Below are 20,927 nucleotides of genomic sequence, written 5' to 3'. Positions count from 1 at the left end.
TCTATTGTATTTTTTGTAATTGTTGAACATACATCACAACTTTCCATCTTTGATCTGGAGTAAGCTGAGAGGCATGTGACCCCATGTTATTTAACCCGTACATGATAGTGTGATAGATTTTACCTTCCGATAAATCTTTCATCAGGCCACCACGTGATGACGCTGCATCACCATGATAAGCTGGCACACCTGTAAATTTCTCAATTTGAACAAGGTGTCCTTTACCATCTCCTTTTTCACCGTGACAAGGTCCGCAGAATACAGTAAAGTAATGTTTACCTGACAGTAAGTTCTGTGGTGTCTTAGCTAAAGGGTTATGTAAGTTTAAACCTGCCGCTTCGTAACCTTCTTTGGTATTTGCATACTCATACTTTACAAAACCTACAGGACTTGTATTTGCAGGAGGTGTTTGTGCAGTTTGTCCGTTCGCAAAGTTTTTGTTCGGCTGGTCAGGATCATAAGCAATATGATCATACATATTCCTCGCATATTCCAGACCTGGATTATTCTTATTCCTGCAAGACGAAAGTGTTGTAACAGCCAGGGCAAGAACAACAAATGAGGCTGCAACTATTTTATTCTTATTCATAGCTAATATACTTCCTTTCATTGTGCTTAACTTCTATAGCACCAGCTTCTTTTAATAATCCGTCAATTTTACTGTGATCTCCATTTTCCTGAGCATCAACAGCTATAATAAATCTATCATCTGTGGCTCTTAAATCCATTACTCTAGGTGCTCTTCCCGGGAAAAGGTGAGTAGATGCATAATAAGATCCTACTAATCCGAATGCACAGAATAAAATAGTTACCTCAAACATAATCGGAATAAAATCCGGTAATGCGAAAGCCGGTTTACCACCAATATTATGTCTCCAGTCTACTACCGAGGTAAGATAGATCAGCGCAAATGCCGATACCGTTCCTGTTATCCCGCAGAAAAATGCAAGGATATCCAATCTTGATCTTTTAATTCCTAGTTTGGCTTCGATGCCGTGGATAGGCATAGGCGTATAAACATCATGGATCTTAATGTTGTTCTCCTGTAACTTTTCGATGCCATGCATCATTTCGTCCGGATCGCCAAAACTGCCTAAAATATATTTGATATTACTCATTGTTATATTTTTGCGTATTCTTCTTGTTTAACACTATCAAATTTCTCTAAAGACTCCACGTATTCTTTCACGTAAGTCTTGTCCAAATGACCTTCTTTAATCTGTGCAAGTTTAGCTTGCTCACTTGATGTTTTAAGTAATAGTTTTACCTCAGCAATTGCAATTGAAGGCAGAACTCTTAAGAACAACAGGAATAAAGTAAAGAATACTCCGATTGAACCTACAAAGACACTTACATCTACCCATGTAGGATAGAACATCGCCCAACTTGATGGAAGGTAATCACGGTGTAATGAAGTAACGATAATTACGAAACGCTCAAACCACATACCGATGTTTACCACGATAGATAAGATCCATGTTGCAGGGATGCTCAAACGGATTTTCTTGAACCACAGTAACTGTGGAGAAATTACGTTACAAGTCATCATCATCCAGTATGCCCACCAGTATGGACCAGTTGAACGGTTGATGAATGCATATGCTTCATATTCTGAACCTGAATACCAGGCGATAAAAAACTCAGTGATGTAAGCCACACCTACAATAGATCCTGTAAGAATGATGATTTTGTTCATCGATTCAATGTGGAACATGGTGATGTAGTTTTCAAGACCCAATACTTTACGGGCAACCAGTAATAAGGTTAACACCATGGCGAAACCAGAGAAGATCGCACCAGCCACAAAGTATGGAGGGAAAATTGTCGTGTGCCATCCCGGAATAACCGAGGTAGCAAAATCCATTGATACAATCGTGTGTACCGAAAGTACCAGTGGTGTAGAGATACCGGCAAGGATCAGAGACACAGTCTCAAAACGCTGCCATGTTTTAACGTTACCACTCCATCCGAAAGAAAAGATAGAATAAATTCTGCGGCGCATACCTGTTGCACGGTCACGGATAGTAGCGATATCTGGTAATAAACCTGTATACCAGAATAATAAGGATACAGAGAAGTAAGTGGAGATCGCAAACATATCCCAAACCAGTGGTGAGTTAAAGTTTACCCAAAGTGAACCGAACTGATTCGGTAAAGGTAATACCCAGTAAGCTAACCATGGTCTTCCCATGTGGGATACAACATACGTTGCGGCACAGATAACGGCGAAAATTGTCATCGCCTCTGCCGACCTGTTAATGGAGTTACGCCAGTTTTGACGGAAGAGTAATAATACCGCTGAAATCAGTGTTCCTGCGTGACCAATACCTACCCACCATACGAAACCGGTGATATCCCATGCCCATCCTACAGTTTTGTTCAGACCCCATGATCCGATACCGTTCCAGAAAGTATAACTTACTGCAACTAACCATAAGGTTGCTCCCATAAGGGAAACTATAAAACCTATCCACCAGGCCCTGTTGGGCTTATTCTCAACTGGCATTAAGATATCATCCGTAATTTTTGCATACGTGATATCATTGCCGGTGATTAGTGGTTCTCTTAATATTGATTCGTTATGTCCTGACATAATGTGTTTTCTTTAATATCAGCTTACGCTTGTACTGTTGGTAATGAATCTGTGTTTCTAATTTTTGTCATGTAACCTATTCCTGGCTGAGTATTTACCTCTTCCAGTACATAGTAAATACGCTCACTGCGTAATGCTTTCGATACTTCTGATTCCGGATCGTTTCCATCACCAAATATAATTGCATTTGCTGAACAAGCTTCCTGACATGCCATTTTGATATCTCCATCTTTCAACGGGCGTTTCGCAATCTTAGCTGATAACTTACCAGCCTGAATACGTTGGATACACATTGAGCATTTTTCCATAACCCCTCTTGAACGGGTAGTCACATCCGGGTTAAGAACCAGTTGAGTGAACTCATTGTTCAGGTAGTTATCAAAACGTGAATCATTCCAGTAGTTAAACCAGTTGAAACGACGTACTTTATACGGGCAGTTATTTGCACAGTAACGTGTACCTACACAACGGTTATAAGCCATGTGGTTCAGACCATCCGAAGAGTGGGTCGTTGCCAATACAGGACAAACAGTTTCACAAGGAGCGTGATCACAGTGCTGACATAGCATCGGCTGATGAACAACTGATACACGGTCAAGATTTTCCATGTGTGCAATTTCTTTTTCCTCAGAAACGCTTTTATCGCCTTCTTCAAAGCTATAGTAACGATCAATACGGATCCAGTGCATCTCTCTGCGTCTGCGAACCTCATCGCGTCCAACAACAGGGATGTTATTTTCTACATTACAAGCAACAATACAAGAACCACAACCAGTACAAGCATTCAGATCGATTGCCATTACCCAGTTATTACCTGGTTTTTCGTATTTATCCCATAAATCGTAAGTTTTATGTTCACTGTCATGCTTACCAGTACCCGCAGAAGGGTTTTTCACATATTCCTTGAAAGTAGCTTCACGGATAATGTTTCTTCCTTCAAAAGAGTGGTGAGTCTGCGTTTGCGCAAGCTCGTTGGTTGCACCTGTTTTAGTGATCGTGATCGTATTTGCATACTGTAACGTTCCATTGCTGAAAGTTACAAATGGATAAGCATTCTGACCTACGTTATCACCAGCTTTACCCACCTTAGTACGTCCATAACCCAAAGCTATAGAAGCAGTACCCTGTGCTTGTCCTGGCTGAACCAGAACTGGTAAAGTGATTGTATATCCATTGCTTCCTTTTACGTCAACAACATCAAATTCTTTGATTCCCAATGACTCAGCGAACTTAGGCGCAAGAGCAATGTAGTTATCCCAGGTTACTTTAGAAACCGGGTCAGGTAATTCCTGTAAAAATGCGTTGTTGGCATGTTTACCATCGCGCATCGCTACACTTTCATAAACCTGAAGCTCAATATCCTTAGCTAAAGCAGCACTGCTTTTCACTACCGAAGGCGCAACAGCTGCAAGAGAAAGGCTGAAACTATAAGTTCCTGCTGTTTTAGGTGCTGAAGCAAATACTCCAGTCTCTAATACATCATTCCATGATTTACCAAAAGCCGGAAGTATATTTTTCTCCCAGTTATTACGTACATACTGGTAGTATTCTTTAACAGGTGCATTAGACCAGATCAGTAAACTTTCTTCAGCCTGACGTGAATTGAATACCGGGTTGATTGTTGGCTGAACGATAGAATAATATCCTTCGTAGCTATTTGCATCACCCCATGCTTCTAAATAATTCTGATTGGTTGCAATCACATCACATAAAGTAGAAGTCTCATCCTTACGGTCTGAGAAAGAAACTTTCAATGGAACTTGCTTTAATCCATCAATGAATGATTTAGTATTCACTACATCATAAGCAGGATTGTTATCTAAGAAGAATACAGCAGCAACTTCGCCTCTGTTCATCTCATTTAAGAATTCTGCGAATTCAGCGTCATTACCAGCATAACGTTTGTTTGGATTATCCAAATCGATAGTCGTACCATAACTGCCGATAGCAGAGTTGATCGCGTTAACCAGGATTTGAGTTGAAACATCGTTAGAACCACATACCACCAATGCTTTTCCTTTTTGCTGAACTAATTCTTTAGCAATCAGTTTAATTGCTTTTTCAGCAGTACCATTTTTAGGTAAAGAGCCACCGGCTAAATTGCCACCAGTGATTGCATTATATAAGGTAATCAGTGCAGGACCCTGCTCTGATAATTTAACCGGTATACGTGTATCAGCATTGGTACCTGTCAAACTCATCCCAGCTTCGAACTGGAAGTGACGTGACATTTTACCTTTTGCCAATGATTTGTGGTTTCTGTTAGCCACATACTGAGAAGTAAATTCTTCTCCGCTGATCCATGTTCCTAAAAAGTCAGCAGCAAAACTCACGATTAAGTCAGCTTTGTCGAAGTTATATTTAGGAATTACAGCTTTACCAAAGCTATTCTCATTCGCTTTGATGATACCAGTATAAGATACGGCATCGTACTGTACATGTTTAGTTGCAGGATAAGCAGCTATAAAGTCTGCAACTACTGCTTTAGTAGAAGGACTGTTTACAGATGAAGAAACGATGCGGATTTTTTTGCCCGAAGCTTTTGCTTTTGCCAGCTCTGCAGCTACAAATGCATCAACCTTTGCCCAGGTAGTCTCATCATTCTTTAATACAGGTGCTTTAAGTTTCGAAACATCGTACAGATCTAATACAGAAGCCTGAGCCTGTGCATCAGTCCCGCAATTGAACTCACCCGCATTTGGGTTTGGCTCAATCTTGATCGGTCTGCCCTCTCTGGTTTTCACCAGGATGCTCTGACCATTATAACTTGACACATAGTAATTCGGGATACCCGGGATTACTTCTTCAGGTTTAATCAGGTAAGGTATTGATTTGTGAATCGGAGCAGGCTGACAAGCGGCAAGTGTTACCGCACCAAGACCAAAGCCTAAGGCTTTTAAAAAGTCACGGCGAGGAGTTACTGTACTTAATCCTGCTTCATTTAAAACATCTTCTATTGGAAGCGGCTCCGCAAATTCGTTTCTGTTGTTTTCAACAAAATCGGAGGTCTTGTTAAATTCCTCTAAGCCTTTCCAGTATTTTTTATTGCTTTCCATTTAAGCTATATTACTGTTTATCGAACGTTCTTTTTACTAAACTCTATTAATAGTGACATTTACCGCACTCAATTCCGCCTAATGCTGCCGGCGTAATTTTCTCACCTTTTTTGATTTTCTCATGAGCCTCAATAATTTTGGTGTAGAATGCGTTGTCTTTAACTTCTAACTTGGTGTCTTTATGACAGTTGATACACCATTTCATGGTTAGAGGAGAATACTGATAGATCTCTTCCATTGTATTCACTGGTCCGTGACAAGCAAAACAAACTGGTTCGTTTGGTTTCAAACCTTTTTCTTTGCGGATAGCTTCTTCAGCTACAACAACGTGTTGTGAGTGATTGAAGTAAGCGAAATCAGGAAGGTTGTGAACACGTACCCACTCAATTGGTTTTTCTTTAGACTTGTCATAAGTCATTTTATCTGCATCGTAACCTAATGCATTGTAAATTTTTTGAATCTCAGGAGAGATGTTTCCATCATGGCTGTCTCTGGCCTGAACCTGTTTGTGACAGTTCATACAAACGTTAAGCGAAGGTATGGTTGCATTTTTAGATTCGAATGCACCAGCGTGACAGTACTGACAATCAATCTGGTTTACACCAGCATGTAACTCGTGAGAGAATTTAATTGGTTGTGTTGGCTGGTAACCAGTAGAAACACCAGTGTTCCACATGCCCATCCATCCAAATGAACCTAAACTTATCACTAAGCACAGGATCACGAAGAAAACAAACTTTTTGTTTTTGAATAAAGAGCCAATGCCAGCTAACATCGACGTTTTTTCTTCGTCTTCTTCGATTTCTACACCTTGTTTTTTCAGGATCAGGCGTTCAAGCATTTTGATTGCTCTTGCCAGGATCACTAATACAATGATAGAAATCAGGATTACTGCAATTACCCCTACGATAGAGAAGTTTGAAACTTCATCAGAACCAGTAGCCGCACCAGCAACTTCTGCTTTCTTAGGCTCACCTGCTTTTACGTAAGCAAGGATGCTTTTAATCTGCTCAGGCGTTAAGGATGGAAACGCTGTCATGTCGGCATTCGGATTGTACTTCGAAGCCTCTACAGCCTCTTTGTCTCCCGATGCGATAAATGCCGGAGCATTGTTGATCCATTTTAACAAAAACGCCTCGCTCTTTGTAGGTACAATCGTTTGTAATGCCGGGCCGATCAAATCGCGGTCCAGTGCATGACATGAAGTACATTTTTCCTTGAAGATTTTTCTACCTTCTACTGCGTCTTGTGCTTGCGTACCAGAAACGATTAAAACAGATAGAGCCGTAAACATAAATGCCGACTTCCAAACTCTTCTAATGATCAATGAGATATTCCTCATAATGAGTATTTTATGCTTTATTTTAAAAAACTGTAATGAACGTATTGATGTTTAAACTCTTGTTCTTCACCAAAACGTCCACAAAAGTAAAATTTATTAAGTTACCAATGACAAAGAAATGACAGTAAATACAATTTATAATCATTCTAAACTTTTAGTTTTTGTGGCTTTAAACGAAGAAAATCAGCAAATTTTTCTATTTGCTGATTTTCAGTACTACACAAATCCCAAACAGGATTTGGAATTATAATTTACATTTTTAATATCCAGGCAAAAATCAATGGGGCTACAATAGTTGCATCAGACTCTACAATGAACTTAGGCGTATCGATATCCAGCTTGCCCCAGGTAATCTTTTCGTTCGGTACAGCACCAGAATACGATCCGTAAGAAGTAGTAGAATCAGAGATCTGGCAGAAGTAAGTCCAGAAAGGAATATTCTCCATTTCCATATCCTGATATAACATAGGGACTACACAGATCGGGAAGTCTCCGGCAATACCACCACCAATCTGGAAGAAGCCGATACCTTTTCCGCCGCTGTTTTTAATATACCAGTCTGCAAGGTAACCCATATACTCAATTCCACTTTTTACTGTAGAAGCTTGTAATTCATTTTTCATTACATAAGAAGCGAAGATATTTCCCATGGTTGAATCTTCCCATCCCGGAACTACAATCGGCAGATTTTTTTCTGCAGCTGCAAGCATCCATGAATTTTTAGGGTCAATTTCATAATATTGCTCAAGCACACCGCTCAATAACATTTTGTACATATACTCATGCGGGAAATAACGCTCACCTGCTTGCTCAGCATTTGTCCAGATTTCCTGAATATGCTTTTGTAAACGTCTGAAAGCTTCTTCTTCAGGAATACAAGTATCAGTTACACGGTTATAATGGTTTTCTAATAAATCCCACTCGTCCTGAGGAGTTAAATCACGGTAGTTAGGTACACGTTTATAATGTGAATGGGCAACAAGGTTCATAATATCCTCTTCCAGATTCGCACCTGTACATGAAATTATAGAAACTTTATCCTGACGGATCATCTCTGCTAATGAAATTCCCAGTTCAGCAGTACTCATTGCACCAGCCAGGGTAATCATCATTTTACCACCTTCATCTAAATGCGTTTCATAGCCTTTAGCTGCATCCATCATTGCTGCTGCATTGAAATGGAGGTAATGCCCTTCCATGAATTTTGATATTGGTCCTCTTGTTACGCTCATTTTAATTAAGATTATTCTGTTTTGTATAAACCGCCGCAAAAATAAGGAAATATTCGTTAAAAACGACTCCCGCTTTAATAGCAGATTATCAAGGAATCAACACTTTTATTTAGAATAACTATAAATAATGTATTATGTTTGAACTATTCCAATAAAGCCGCTCTCTATTATGCTTAATTGTTAAACTCAAAAATGTAATCCTATGTGCAAAACAATAGTTTTAAGTTCAGGAAAAGACACTGCAATATCTCATTGTCCATGCTGTGATGTATTTTATATCTGGCACAATAATCTCTTATTAAACTTCACCCATAATGATTTTTTAAACTTTAAAGACACCATTCAGAACTTCTCTTTCTCAGAAACCAGTCTGCCCTTTCCAGACAAAAAGGAGAGAATATTATTACGTACCCCCAACCAGGACATCAGCTTTGCATTTACAAACGATGAACTGGATGCTTTCCGGTCTATGCTGAACGAAGCCATGTTTATGAAAGAAGTTTATACCCTGATGGGGACAGAACCCGGCACAAACCAATAGCGATAAATAAAGCCAAGCCTGATTTTACTCATAAATTGCTTACTTTAGCGCCTTTATTTTATACAATATAACTACGCGCAGCCCCCTCTAATGAGAAAATTTTTGCTTTGCACCACCCTACTGCTCTCAACGCTTCATGGATCTGGACAAATGAAACTGATCAAACGTATGTTATCAGAAGATGTAGATACAACCCGCAAAGCGAGTTTTATGCCACTTCCTCTGCTAAGATATGCTCAGGAAACGGGATTAGAATTTGGCTTTGGCGGTCTTTATTCCACCTATATGGACCGGAAAGATACCTTAAACCGTAGTTCTAATTTTTCAACCGTACTCTCCTTTTCTACTGAAAAACAATATAATGTAAGTCTGAAAGGAGATGTATGGACTAAACACAACGCCTTTCACCTGATCAGTGAACTCAGGTTCAGAAGTATGCCCTTTGACTTTTACGGAATTGGTAACCAAACACTGGAAGCCAATAAAGACAGGCTTGTACAACGTCAGATAAGAGCCTTCTTTGACGTAGAAAAAAACATTCTTCCCTACTTCTATACAGGAGTATCACTGGGCTTCGAGAACTTCAGTTTTAAGGATAAAGAACCAGGAGGTATTTACGAAACAGATCCGGCAGTACTTGGCAAAAACGGAGGATCAGTAGTTTACCTGGGCGTATCTCAAACTTACGATACCAGGAATTCAAACAACTACCCTACCAAAGGATTTTTCGGAAGAGTATCCTATCAATATGCCCCGGATATTTTTGGAGGAAATGATTTTACAGGCAGCCAGATCAAAGTTGTTGTCCGTAATTTCTGGTCACTTTCCAGGAAATTTGTATTGGGCGTAAATGGAATCTATCATACCGTACAAAGCAATAATACCCCATTTTATCTTTTACCACAACTGGGTAATGACGAAATGATGCGTGGCTATTATTCAGGCCGTTACAGAGATGAAAACTTACTGGCCGCACAAACAGAATTACGCTACCGTTACAATAACCGCTTCGGCTTAGTTGCATTTGGTGGTGGCGGACGCGTTTTTGCGAACGGAGATTTCTCCCTTAAACAATTTAAGCCATCTGTCGGAGCCGGTTTAAGATACTTCTACGACCCGGCTAAAGGCCTGAGTGTAAGAGCAGACTATGCAGTTGGAGAGAAAAGACCTAATGAAGCCAGACAATCAGGATTTTACCTGAGCCTGGCAGAAGCATTTTAAAACTTAATCTTAAAATGTTCCTTTTTCTGGCCTTTTTTGAAGTAAACCAGCCCGATCCAGAACAAATCTACCGTTACCGTTACGTCCGGATGATTCTTAATTTCTTCCCAGGCTTCCTTCATTCCTTTACTCCAGTAAATATCATCGAAGATGAGCAATGAATCCTCATGCACCTTTGGCAAGCACCATTTGAAGTAATTTATCGTCGCATCTTTCCGGTGGTTACCATCTATATAAACAAAATCCAGCTTTGGAGCCTGATCAATTACAACCGGCAGTAACACATCAAAATTCCCAACCTGTAACTCTATATTATCCAGCTCAAGATCCTGAAAGTTCTCATAAGCCTTTTTGGCAGTTTCCGGACATCCCTCAATCGTGATAATATCTGAATCAGGACAAGCTTTCGATAAATAAGCTGTTGTAATCCCCAGGCAAGTACCCAGTTCAATTAAATTAGCAGGCTTACTATTTTTTGCCAGGCGATAAATCAATTGAGCTAACCTGGGAGACTTTAAAGCGTTTTTAGCGATTTCCTTTACCTTTTTTGTGCGGTTTTTGTTCAAATGAGAACCAGCACCAAGATCAGTAACCGTGATTAAAGCATCGTCATTTAAAAGTTTTTTTCTTTGTTCCTCAATACCTTTGTATTCAGTTTTGGAGTTAAAATCGTAAATTACCTCATCTACCAAATGATAGACAAAAGGTGAATGAGTGCCATGTCTGCTTTTAGAGGTTAATCGATGTTTCAGATAATCGCTGATAAATTGAAATGCCATAACTGCAAAAATAGGTAAACGATTATTCTAATTGGTATTCTTTAATGGAAAATAGTACAGAAATAAAAGCGCTGGTAAAATTACTCGATGATACTGACCAGGAAGTCTTTGAACAAGTAGCCAAACGTCTCCTTGAACATGGGACTTCAGTCATTCATTTTCTGGAAACAGAATGGGAGAAATCCCTGGATACACTCTTGCAGGAAAGAATAGAAAACATCGTCCATCAGATTCAGTTTAACACCGTCAAAGAAGATCTTAATCTTTGGTATCAGAGCGGTGCGTTCGATCTTTTACAAGGCGCCTTAGTCATCAACCGTTATCAATATCCTGACCTTGATGAACAAAAAGTAATCAACCAGATTGAAGAACTTAAAAGAGAAATCTGGACTAACCTGCAATACGAAATGAGTTCCGTAGAGAAAATAAAACTCATTAACCATATCTTTTATAACATTCACGGCTTCAAAGGGAATACTAAAAACCACCACGACCCGCAGAATTCTTACATTAACCAGGTACTCGATACAAAAAAAGGGAACCAGATTTCACTGGCTATTATTTATGCCACTATCGCACAAAAACTGGATATCCCCGTTTATGGTGTCAATCTGCCGCAGCACTTTATACTTGGTTATATTGATGAAAGCAAAAGAGAAGAAAACGAATTTGGTGTACTGTTTTATATCAATGCCTTTAACAAAGGAGCTATTTTCGGTAAGCATGATGTAGACCAGTTTTTACGTCAATTGAACCTGCAGCAGCTGCCAGGCTTTTATGCTCCATGCAGTAACGTGGAAATTATCCGCAGGATTATCCGTAACCTGATCTCAGCTTATGAAAATCTCGGTAATCCGGAAAAAGTGGAAGAATTGAAAGAATTACAGGATATTCTGCTTAAAAGCGAGCTTTAGTTTGCCGTTAAAAGCTGATTAGCCAGCAGCCATTCCTGCAAACGAAGAAACCAGTCATCAGAAGTCTTCTTATTATGCATTCCGTACCCATGCCCTCCCGCCTGGTAAAGATGCGTTTCCACAGAAACCTTATTTTTCACCATAGCCTGGTTAAACAAAATCGTATTCTCCACCGGAACAGTATCATCATCATTCGCATGAACCAGAAAAGTTATTGGCGTCTGCGAATTTACATGCAGTTCATTAGAAAAATATTCCTTTTGTGCCTGCGTTGCATTCGGGCCAATCAGGTTTTTAACAGAGCCCGTATGTGCTGAGGCTGTAAAACTGATGACCGGATAAATCAGCACGGCAAAATCAGGCCGCAAACTCAACCCTTCAGGATTCTTGATTTTAAGATCTCCATAATGAACCGCAAGCGAGGCTGCAAGATGTCCACCAGCAGAAAATCCCATAATCCCGACTTTCGAAGGATTAATATGCCATGCCGCTGCATTTTTACGAACCAGGTAAATTGCCTGCTGGGCATCCTGTAAAGGGCCGGAAGACTGATCAACCATAATCGTGTCACTCGGCAGGCGATATTTCAATACAAACGCTGTTACACCCTGTGCAGCAAAACGTCGTGCTACTTCCTCTCCTTCATGGTCAGTCGCCAGAAAAGCATACCCACCACCCGGACAAATAATTACAGCTGTTCCATTTGCTTTCTGCGGATCAGCAGCATAAAGACTGAGCGAAGGATCACTCACCTTGCTCAGTCCAAAAACTTTACCATTAATAATGGTTTCTTTTTGCTTATAAGCAGCAGGAACCGCTTTTGCCCCTGGTATTTTTCCCGGGTACAGCTTCATCACTTCCTGAGCCTGTATACCACTTCCTGCCAATATTCCCATAACTAAAAGTAACCACCATTTTTTATCCATTAGAATTCCATTAAATATGCTTTCAGAAAATCATTCAGCTCCCCGTCAAGGACAGCCTGTGCATTAGAAGTTTCATAATTTGTTCTCAGATCTTTCACCAGTTTATACGGATGTAAAACGTAGTTCCTGATTTGCGAGCCCCATTCAATCTTCATTTTCGAACCTTCAATAGCCGCAGATGCAATCATCCTTTCGCGCATAACAGCTTCATATAACTGCGACTTCAGCAGTCTTAATGCATTCTCTTTGTTCTGTAATTGAGAACGCGATTCCTGGTTTTTAATTACAATACCAGAAGGTTTATGATACAAACGTACCGCAGTTTCCACTTTATTTACATTTTGTCCACCCGCTCCACCAGAACGGAAAGTCTCAAATTCAATATCCGCATCCTTGATTTCAATCTCGATCGTATCATCCACTAATGGATAAACATATACCGAAGCAAATGAAGTATGCCGGCGTGCGTTGGAATCAAAAGGTGAAATACGTACCAGACGGTGCACACCATTTTCCCCCTTCAGATAGCCATAAGAAAAATCTCCCGCAAACTGTAAAGTAACCGTTTTTACACCAGTGACCTCTCCAGGCTGAAAATCCTGCTCAGTTACCTTGTAACCGTTTTTTTCGCCCCACATGATATACATCCGCATCAGCATTGCTGCCCAGTCGCAACTTTCAGTTCCACCAGCCCCGGCAGTAATTTGCATCACTGCATTCAGCTGATCTTCCTTGCTGCTCAGCATATTTTTTAATTCCAGGTCCTCAATCAGGTGCAGACACTTTTCGTACTGCTCCTCCATCTCCTCCTTGGTGGCATCTCCCGATTGCAGGAAATCAAATAAGACCTGCGTATCTTCAAACTCCGCGTTAACTTTCTGCCAGGCATCAGTCCACACTTTTTTGGAATTCATTTCTGCCAAATGCTTTTCAGCCTTTTTGGGATCATCCCAAAAATCTGTTTGTAAGGTAAGCTCCTGTTCTATATAAATAGCTTCGAGTCGGGTTTCGACGTCAAAGATGCCTCCTCAGCGACGCTACTCTGTCCCTTAAATCCTGTATTTGTTCTTTTGTCATAAGCACAAATATAACACAAAAGGCTACCTGAACAATGTTCGGATAGCCTTTTACAAAATAAGTATATATATCTAGCTAAAAAGCCCTTTAAGCTTATCTGCAAGACCACCGCCTTCAGCTCCCGGTTCACCCGCTTTACCGCCAGTAAATAAGCTGGTCAGATCTGACAACTCGAACTTTCCATCCGGCCCTGATATTTTGCTCAGTACATCTTTAATATCAAAAGAGTTATCATCAGGATCATTTGTTTTATTAATAAATTTACCGATGATACCCGGAATAACAGCAGCAGCAATCCCTTTAGCCGTATCCAGGTTAATTCCCATCCCTGCTAATTTATCAGTAAAGCCGGCTGAAGCATCCTGCGCAACAGCGCTGCCTTCAATGTTCCCACCCTTAAAAGCATCTACAAGACCACCGATATTACCAGAAGACAATTGTTGTTTTAAGGCATCAATGATAGATCCCGAAGCCGCAGAAATTGCAGCCTCATTCTGCTCATTAGGAATTTCACTATTGTTAACAATAGCATCCTGCGTACTATCTTTAACCAGTTGATTCAGATTTTCTAACATAACGGGTAGTTTTTATAGGTGAACTGATGTTTTTTTATTAAATATAATACAAATAAAAACCAGCGGCAACCACTCATTTGACTGTTAAAAGTAAAATATTTCATTTTAAAGCCCGTTTTACTATTAAATACAATCCAATCTGCCGACATTTAAACTATACATTTACAGAAACACCATTTATTTATGTTACCAACCATAAACTTTACAGAGACAGCGGCCTATAAATACCTGGCCGATCACTTCATTGACATCAATGAAAAGAACTTAAAACAACTGTTTGCAGAAGATGAAAAGCGTTTTGAGAAGTTTTCAGTGGTTTTCGAAGATATCCTGCTGGATTATTCAAAAAACAGGATCAATGATACTACCCTTGCCTTGCTGATGCAGCTTGCCAGAGAATGCAAACTGGATGAAGCCATTAAAGCGATGTTTAGCGGAGAAAAGATTAACCAGACAGAAGACAGGGCTGTTTTACATACTGCCCTGCGTAACCAAAGCAATAAACCAGTTTATGCAGACGGTATCAATGTCATGGATGATGTCAACGAAGTGCTGGCTAAAATGGAGAAATTCAGTGAGGCGATTATTTCCGGGTCATGGAAAGGTTATACAGGTAAAGCAATCACAGATGTTGTCAACATCGGTATTGGCGGGTCAGATTTAGGTCCGGTGATGGTTACTGAAGCCTTAAAAGCTTATAAGAATCATTTGAACATGCATTTTGTGTCTAATATAGATGGCACACATATCGTGGAAACCCTGAAAACTGTAGACCCTGAAACTACCCTTTTCCTTGTAGCTTCAAAAACATTCACTACACAAGAAACCATGACTAATGCGAATACAGCAAGAGAATGGTTCCTGAATAAAGGTGCAAAACAAGAAGATGTTGCTAAACACTTTGCCGCTCTTTCTACCAATGCTAAAGATGTAGCTGCATTTGGAATTGATACAGCAAATATGTTTGGTTTCTGGGACTGGGTAGGCGGAAGATATTCTTTATGGAGTGCTATTGGTATGCCTATCGCCCTAAGCGTAGGCTTTGCTAATTTCAAAGAATTGCTTGCTGGTGCACATGCAGCAGACGAACACTTTGAGCGCACCCCGTTTGAAAACAACGTACCCGTAATTCTTGCATTGATAGGGATCTGGTATATCAATTTCTTTGATGCAGAAACAGAAGCAATCCTTCCATACGACCAGTACCTGCACCGTTTTGCCGCTTATTTCCAACAAGGAGATATGGAAAGTAACGGTAAACATGTAGACCGTAACGGAAATGACGTTACTTACGAAACAGGCCCGATTATCTGGGGTGAGCCAGGAACAAATGGTCAGCACGCATTTTATCAGCTGATTCACCAGGGAACACGTATTATTCCTTGTGATTTCATCGCACCTGCGCAAAGCCTGAACCCAATCGGAGAACACCATCCAATTTTACTATCTAACTTTTTTGCACAAACAGAAGCCCTGATGAACGGTAAAACCGAAGAACAGGTAACTGCTGAACTGGAAAAAGAAGGTAAAACAGCAGAAGAAATCAAAAAGCTTGCCCCATTCAAAGTTTTTGAAGGCAACAGGCCAACGAATTCAATCTTACTGAAAAAAGTAACACCACGTAGCCTGGGAACGCTGATTGCCATTTATGAACACAAAATATTTGTTCAGGGAATTGTATGGAATATCTTCAGCTTTGACCAATGGGGCGTGGAATTAGGAAAACAACTGGCAAAAAGTATTCTTCCGGAATTGAAGAATGAGGATGCCGTTTCCTCACATGACGTTTCTACTAACGGATTAATTAACCAGTATAAAAGCTGGAGATAACCTTATTCCCAGCTGTAAACAGGAATATTCAGCTAAACGTTTTCATTTGTATATTTTGTAAATTAAACCTTCAGACGGAAAAACTATCCAAGGCATTAATTTGTTAATCAGGCGATATAAATTATAAAATAAATACAAATGGAAACGTTTAAAAATCTTTTGATAATTGTTCTGCTATTTTCCGGCTTACCCTCAAAAGCTCAGACTACTCAGGAAACTACCACAAAAATTGCAGAAGCAAAGAACTATGTATTTGTCGCGAGCAGTGCAAGTCCACTGAACGTTGCTGACATTAATAAAGTGATGAGCAGAATGCCAGGTTATACCGGCGGAGGCAATATCAACCTTACCGGATCAAATTATACCTTTACCGTAACACCAGACAGCCTTGTAGCTTATCTTCCTTACTACGGCAGATCTTTTACCCCTAAAATCGGAGACCCCAATGATAGTGGAATCAAATTCAAGTCTAAAGATTTTTCCTATAAAAGCACTCCAGCTAAAAAAGGCGGATGGTTAATCCTGATCCATCCAAAAGATGTGAAAGACAATTATAACCTGACGCTTTCGATTACAAAAACAGGTCGTGCTACACTTTCTGTTACGAGCAATAGCCAGCAGGCCATCAGCTATGAAGGAAATATTACAGAGCCGGAGCTAAAGAAGAAAAAATAGACACAAACCAAACTGTGCTGAAAGCAACTGGCTTATTTCGGCGTAACCGGAACAAGTTGTATCTGGAACAGCTTGCTAAACTTCTTTCCTGTTACAAAAAGACGTTTACCAGCAGGATCCCATGCAATACCATTTAATACGTCTGTATTGGGATACCTGTCTTTAGCAGCCAATATTCCGGTCAGATCAATATAACTCAATACAGAGCCGCTTTTAGGGTCTATCACAGCTATTTTATCTGTCTGATAAATGTTAGCGTAGATTTTACCATCTATATATTCCAGTTCGTTTAATTGAGCGACCTCTCCATTGTTATCATAAACATCTATATAACTTTCTTCCTTATAGTTGTCTTTGTTTAAAAACCAGATGCGGTTAGTTCCGTCAGATTTGATGATCCGCTGCCCATCAAAAGTAAGTCCCCAGCCCTCTCTGCTATTCTGATAAGGAAAAGTACCTAACTGTTTTAACGATTTGGCATCATAAATAAACCCAACATCTTCTTTCCAGGTCAGCAATATAATTTTATCACCAATCAGCGTAGAACCTTCCCCAAAGAATTTCTTTTCCAGATCAATCTTTGGAGACGCCTTACCCGTATGAAGATCTACCCATTTTAAAGTAGAAAAACCATACTCTCCGCTGCTTTCCAGCAAACGGCCGTTGTGATATTCTAAACCTTGTGTATAAGAACTTGTATCATGCGGAAATGTGTTGATTACTTTATAAGTGAATTCAGTTGGCTTCACTGCCGATTTCAAGACAATATTAATCGTCATTGTATCTTTTTTAGTGCCATTATCCACGACCGCAGTAATCAATTTATAACCCAGCGACAAACCATCAGTCTTGATCGTCAATGCTTCCGCATTATTTTTTGACCCTACCAGTTTGCCATCCAGCAGATAATTTACAGTACTCACCTTGCCTGCAGCAGGAACATCCAGTTGTACTTTCACTTCCTCTCCCAGTCCATAACTCTGACCTTGTTCAGGAAGTTTGAAGCTCAACGCATTACTGGCTTCTGCGCCGCTTTTACAAGAGATCACGAAAGTAATACCAGTAAGCGCACCAATCAGAAGTAATAATTTAGGTAATTTAACGGACGTATTAGTTTGGCCAAAATGCATCTTCAATATGATTAATTTTATAAAGTTGTTCATTTTCAAAAACAATTGCAACAATATCATACCGGATTTCCCCCTGGTGGTTCTTCCGGTCAATATAAATAGCGGACGCGAATTCCATTTGCTTCTCCTTTTTCCAGTCCACAAAATCTTCCGGTTCGCCGTGCCCCACAGAGCTACGGGTTTTTACCTCCACGAAAATAAGCTTACTGTCATAAAAAGCAATCAGGTCTATTTCGGCTCTCTTAAACACCCAGTTCTTCTCCAGAATGCGATAACCGAGCTGCTCTAAATAGGACGAGGCCAATTGCTCTCCCCTTCTTCCCAGTTCGTTATGCGCTGCCATTATTTGATCACAACAGAACCTAAAAATCTGGAAATTTCACGTTCCACATTTTTAATGTGTGCATACCGCTGCATCAGGATCTCCTGGTTTACAGCATCCGTTTCTACTTTTATGTCCTGTAATAAACCAAGCAGGATACGGTCAACCTTTCTCTTTTTTAAATGGAAAAGCCCGCCCAGAATAGTAGCTTTTAAATTAACAGTTTCATCCCGAACATAAATCTTATGCTTGTTATACCAGTTTTCACTCAGTGAGTAAGGAGAACTGGATAAAGTAATCGCTAAATCCGCAACATTACGGTCACTATTTTTAATGAACTGATTTGCCACCGGCAAATGTCCGTTCTCAATTTCTTCTTTGTAATTCTGAATAATCAGCTTACAAGTTTCATCCTCAAAAGTAACATCAGAAAGATTCTGCATGATAAATGAACCGATATACATGTTATCAATGTTATCCCAGCTTACCAGCTCATGTCCAAAAGCCAGCAAAAGCCTTACAATCTCATGTTCCTGCAATAAATCATCATCCAGCCGGGTCTCCGTTTCCTGAAGATCCATAGGTGCATTGTCATCAAACAGGTTATCAGGAGGGCCATCCGGATAAGGAGAATGCTGGTTTGTATTGGAAGATTTCTGTTGATATCCTTGTTGGTATCCCTGCTGCTGTCCCTGACCTTGTCCACCCTTTTTAAACTTCGCAGAACGGATTTTGTTCAGCTCAGTCATTAACATCCGTTCCTCTACCTGGAGCAAATGACTACATTCCCTGATAAATACAGAAGCTTTAATATCATCAGGTATCTTCGCGATACTTTCTACAATATCCCTGATAATGCCTGCACGTTTAATCGGGTCTGTCCCCGCTTCCTTTAACAGCGTATCCGCCTTGTAAAGAATAAAATCCTTACGGTTATTCTCTATATAAATTTTAAAAGCACCGGCTCCAACCTTGTGCATATAAGAATCCGGATCATGGCTATCAGGAAAGTTAACAACTTTCACATTCAGCCCTTCTTCCAGAATCATATCCAGCCCACGCAGCGAAGCTTTAATTCCCGCAGCATCCCCATCATATAAAATGGTTACATTCTGCGTAAAACGTCCGATCAGTCTGATCTGTTCAATCGTTAATGAAGTACCCGAAGAGGCTACCACATTTTCAATATTTGCCTGATGTACAGAAAGCACATCTGCATATCCCTCTACCAGGTAACAATTATCTAAATCGCGGATCGCTTTTTTGGCCTGAAACAACCCATAAAGCACATTCGACTTATGGTAAATATCACTCTCAGGAGAATTGACATATTTCGGGACATTCTTATCTGTTTTCAGTGTACGGCCGCCAAAACCGATCACCCTGCCCGTAAAATTATGAATCGGGAACATGACCCTGCCCCGGAAGCGGTCATAAACCTTTCCTTTCTCATTGCGGATCGCCAGACCAGTCTTTTCCAGATACTCCTCTTTATGTCCTGCCGAAGCCGCACTTAAGATCAATGCATCCCACTGATCAGGAGAATAGCCCAGCTCGAATTTCTTAATGATATCTTCCCGGAAACCGCGCTCTTTAAAATAGCTTAAACCAATTGCACGTCCCTGCTCCCCTGTCCACAGTTCATTGGCAAAATAATTTGCCGCATACAAAGACACTACATATAAACTTTCCCTTGCATTATTAGCCTCCTGAACTTCCGGGCTCTCTTCCTTCTCCTCAACCTCAATATTGTATTTCTGCGCCAGGTATTTTAAGGCCTCAGGATAAGAATACTTCTCGTGGTCCATAATAAAACGCACAGAATCTCCCCCCTTACCGCAACCAAAGCACTTATAAATACCTTTCGTTACCGATACGTGAAAAGATGGTGTTTTCTCATTATGAAAAGGGCAATTACCAATTAAGCTGGTCCCACGCTTCTTTAAAGACACAAAATCACCAACAACCTCCTCAATACGGGAGGTGTCCATGATTTTGTTAATAGTATCCTGATATATCATTCAAACAAATTACTTAACTAATGGTATCAACGCTGCAGCTAACGTTTGATTACCTTTTTCATTCAGGTGTACGCCATCAGTTGTTAAGATTCCTTTCGGGAGATCCTGCGGATTATGCTGCAAATCGTATTCCGTAAACAACTTTCTCAAATCACATAACACCAATTTATTAGTAATGGCCAGCTCTCTGATCGCTGCCGAATAGGTATCCAGCTCAGCATCCAGTTCATTGGTACCACTCTTTTTCTCTCCAATAACTGCTGGTGTACAAACGACAACCTTAGCACCATTAGTCTGAATTTTATGAATTAATGCCTGGTAGAATTTTACAAATTTATCCAGATCCGTTCCCGTATGAGAACTCTGTTTGTGCCAAACGTCATTTACACCAATATAAATAACAACCAGGTCTGGTTTTTTATTTAAAACGTCATCTTCTAAACGCAGGTAAAGATCATAAACCTTATTCCCGCCAATACCCGCTCCAATAACTTCATATGCCGGAGCATTCAGTTTTTTGCTGATCAGATCAACATAGCCTCCCGGTTGGGCACCTTGCTGGGTAATAGAATCCCCAAAGAAAATAATCTTTTTAGATTTGGCTTTCATAGCCATAAAAGTAAGTAACAAGCATCCTGTAGCCAGAAATGCCATAGTTTGAATCAGTCTTTTCATGAACATGCGTTTTGTGGT

At 40.2% G+C, this 20,927-nt stretch carries 19 protein-coding genes; 5 read left to right on the top strand and 14 right to left on the bottom strand.

Going from position 1 to position 20,927, the window contains the following annotated elements; translation table 11 throughout:
• Position 1: 1 nt before the first annotated feature.
• The 6 genes from AB3G38_RS18345 to AB3G38_RS18320 form a co-directional block, all read right to left on the bottom strand.
• Positions 2-589, bottom strand: coding sequence for a cytochrome c (locus tag AB3G38_RS18345; protein WP_232324631.1), 588 nt, complete (start codon positions 587-589; stop codon positions 2-4).
• Positions 582-1,118: a DUF3341 domain-containing protein gene (locus AB3G38_RS18340; protein WP_068403973.1), complete on the bottom strand. Its 537-nt coding sequence runs from the start codon at positions 1,116-1,118 to the stop codon at positions 582-584. Before AB3G38_RS18340 ends, AB3G38_RS18345 begins: the two co-directional genes overlap by 8 nt.
• 2 nt (positions 1,119-1,120) lie before the next feature.
• Positions 1,121-2,593, bottom strand: coding sequence for an NrfD/PsrC family molybdoenzyme membrane anchor subunit (gene nrfD, locus AB3G38_RS18335; protein ID WP_367865249.1), 1,473 nt, complete (start codon positions 2,591-2,593; stop codon positions 1,121-1,123).
• Positions 2,594-2,616: 23 nt separating this feature from the next.
• A complete protein-coding gene (locus AB3G38_RS18330) occupies positions 2,617-5,649 on the bottom strand; it encodes a TAT-variant-translocated molybdopterin oxidoreductase (RefSeq protein WP_367865248.1) in 3,033 nt (1,010 codons plus the stop codon).
• Positions 5,650-5,695: 46 nt separating this feature from the next.
• Positions 5,696-6,991 (bottom strand): c-type cytochrome, encoded by a 1,296-nt coding sequence (locus AB3G38_RS18325; protein WP_367865247.1) that lies wholly within the window; start codon positions 6,989-6,991, stop codon positions 5,696-5,698.
• Between the two features lie 251 nt (positions 6,992-7,242).
• Positions 7,243-8,223 (bottom strand): deoxyhypusine synthase family protein, encoded by a 981-nt coding sequence (locus tag AB3G38_RS18320; protein WP_367865246.1) that lies wholly within the window; start codon positions 8,221-8,223, stop codon positions 7,243-7,245.
• A gap of 202 nt (positions 8,224-8,425) precedes the next feature.
• On the opposite strand from AB3G38_RS18320, the gene AB3G38_RS18315 reads away from it, so the two are divergent.
• Both AB3G38_RS18315 and AB3G38_RS18310 read left to right on the top strand, forming a co-directional pair.
• Positions 8,426-8,764: a DUF6686 family protein gene (locus AB3G38_RS18315; RefSeq protein WP_367865245.1), complete on the top strand. Its 339-nt coding sequence runs from the start codon at positions 8,426-8,428 to the stop codon at positions 8,762-8,764.
• A 150-nt stretch (positions 8,765-8,914) separates the two neighbouring features.
• Entirely contained in the window at positions 8,915-9,985 is a 1,071-nt protein-coding gene (locus AB3G38_RS18310) for a BamA/TamA family outer membrane protein (protein WP_367865244.1), read from the top strand.
• Here the strand turns inward: AB3G38_RS18310 and AB3G38_RS18305 are convergent.
• The gene (locus AB3G38_RS18305) at positions 9,982-10,764 is read right to left on the bottom strand and encodes an O-methyltransferase (RefSeq protein WP_367865243.1); all 783 of its coding nucleotides are present in this window, start codon (positions 10,762-10,764) and stop codon (positions 9,982-9,984) included. The two genes, AB3G38_RS18310 and AB3G38_RS18305, sit on opposite strands and share 4 nt — an antisense overlap.
• 44 nt (positions 10,765-10,808) lie before the next feature.
• On the opposite strand from AB3G38_RS18305, the gene AB3G38_RS18300 reads away from it, so the two are divergent.
• The gene (locus tag AB3G38_RS18300; protein ID WP_367865242.1) at positions 10,809-11,678 is read left to right on the top strand and encodes a transglutaminase-like domain-containing protein; all 870 of its coding nucleotides are present in this window, start codon (positions 10,809-10,811) and stop codon (positions 11,676-11,678) included.
• Here AB3G38_RS18300 and AB3G38_RS18295 read toward each other — a convergent pair.
• The 3 genes from AB3G38_RS18295 to AB3G38_RS18285 all read right to left on the bottom strand — a co-directional run bounded on the left by AB3G38_RS18295 (position 11,675) and on the right by AB3G38_RS18285 (position 14,256).
• Positions 11,675-12,604 (bottom strand): alpha/beta hydrolase, encoded by a 930-nt coding sequence (locus tag AB3G38_RS18295; protein WP_367865241.1) that lies wholly within the window; start codon positions 12,602-12,604, stop codon positions 11,675-11,677. The genes AB3G38_RS18300 and AB3G38_RS18295 overlap by 4 nt on opposite strands.
• Positions 12,604-13,681, bottom strand: a protein-coding gene (gene prfB / locus AB3G38_RS18290) for a peptide chain release factor 2 (RefSeq protein WP_367865240.1) whose coding sequence is annotated in 2 segments (ribosomal slippage) — positions 12,604-13,620 and positions 13,622-13,681 — 1,077 coding nt in all. Because the reading frame shifts where the segments join, the coding sequence is not laid out codon by codon here. Before prfB ends, AB3G38_RS18295 begins: the two co-directional genes overlap by 1 nt.
• A 71-nt stretch (positions 13,682-13,752) precedes the next feature.
• Entirely contained in the window at positions 13,753-14,256 is a 504-nt protein-coding gene (locus tag AB3G38_RS18285; RefSeq protein ID WP_367865239.1) for a hypothetical protein, read from the bottom strand.
• Positions 14,257-14,439: 183 nt separating this feature from the next.
• On the opposite strand from AB3G38_RS18285, the gene pgi reads away from it, so the two are divergent.
• Together pgi and AB3G38_RS18275 are read left to right on the top strand one after the other, a co-directional pair.
• Complete coding sequence (pgi, locus tag AB3G38_RS18280; RefSeq protein WP_367865238.1) at positions 14,440-16,086, top strand: glucose-6-phosphate isomerase; 1,647 nt, start codon at positions 14,440-14,442, stop codon at positions 16,084-16,086.
• 138 nt (positions 16,087-16,224) lie between these two features.
• Positions 16,225-16,761, top strand: coding sequence for a DUF4251 domain-containing protein (locus AB3G38_RS18275; RefSeq protein WP_367865237.1), 537 nt, complete (start codon positions 16,225-16,227; stop codon positions 16,759-16,761).
• Between the two features lie 32 nt (positions 16,762-16,793).
• Here the strand turns inward: AB3G38_RS18275 and AB3G38_RS18270 are convergent, their stop codons facing one another.
• The 4 genes from AB3G38_RS18270 to AB3G38_RS18255 are packed head-to-tail and all read right to left on the bottom strand — an operon-like array spanning position 16,794 to position 20,909.
• Positions 16,794-17,891: a glutaminyl-peptide cyclotransferase gene (locus AB3G38_RS18270; protein WP_367865236.1), complete on the bottom strand. Its 1,098-nt coding sequence runs from the start codon at positions 17,889-17,891 to the stop codon at positions 16,794-16,796.
• On the bottom strand, positions 17,872-18,234 hold the full coding sequence (locus AB3G38_RS18265; protein WP_068404004.1) for a YraN family protein: 363 nt from the start codon (positions 18,232-18,234) through the stop codon (positions 17,872-17,874). The genes AB3G38_RS18270 and AB3G38_RS18265 overlap by 20 nt, the downstream gene beginning before the upstream one ends.
• Positions 18,234-20,234, bottom strand: a complete 2,001-nt coding sequence (gene dnaG / locus AB3G38_RS18260) for a DNA primase (protein ID WP_367865235.1) — start codon at positions 20,232-20,234, stop codon at positions 18,234-18,236. The genes AB3G38_RS18265 and dnaG overlap by 1 nt, the downstream gene beginning before the upstream one ends.
• 9 nt (positions 20,235-20,243) lie before the next feature.
• Positions 20,244-20,909, bottom strand: a complete 666-nt coding sequence (locus tag AB3G38_RS18255) for an SGNH/GDSL hydrolase family protein (RefSeq protein ID WP_367865234.1) — start codon at positions 20,907-20,909, stop codon at positions 20,244-20,246.
• Positions 20,910-20,927: the final 18 nt, after the last annotated feature.

Origin of the sequence: Pedobacter sp. WC2423, from assembly GCF_040822065.1 — a bacterium.
In the GTDB taxonomy this organism is placed as follows: domain Bacteria; phylum Bacteroidota; class Bacteroidia; order Sphingobacteriales; family Sphingobacteriaceae; genus Pedobacter.
The sequence above is the reverse complement of the archived record's forward strand: the minus strand, read 5'-3'. Positions and strand labels throughout refer to the sequence as shown.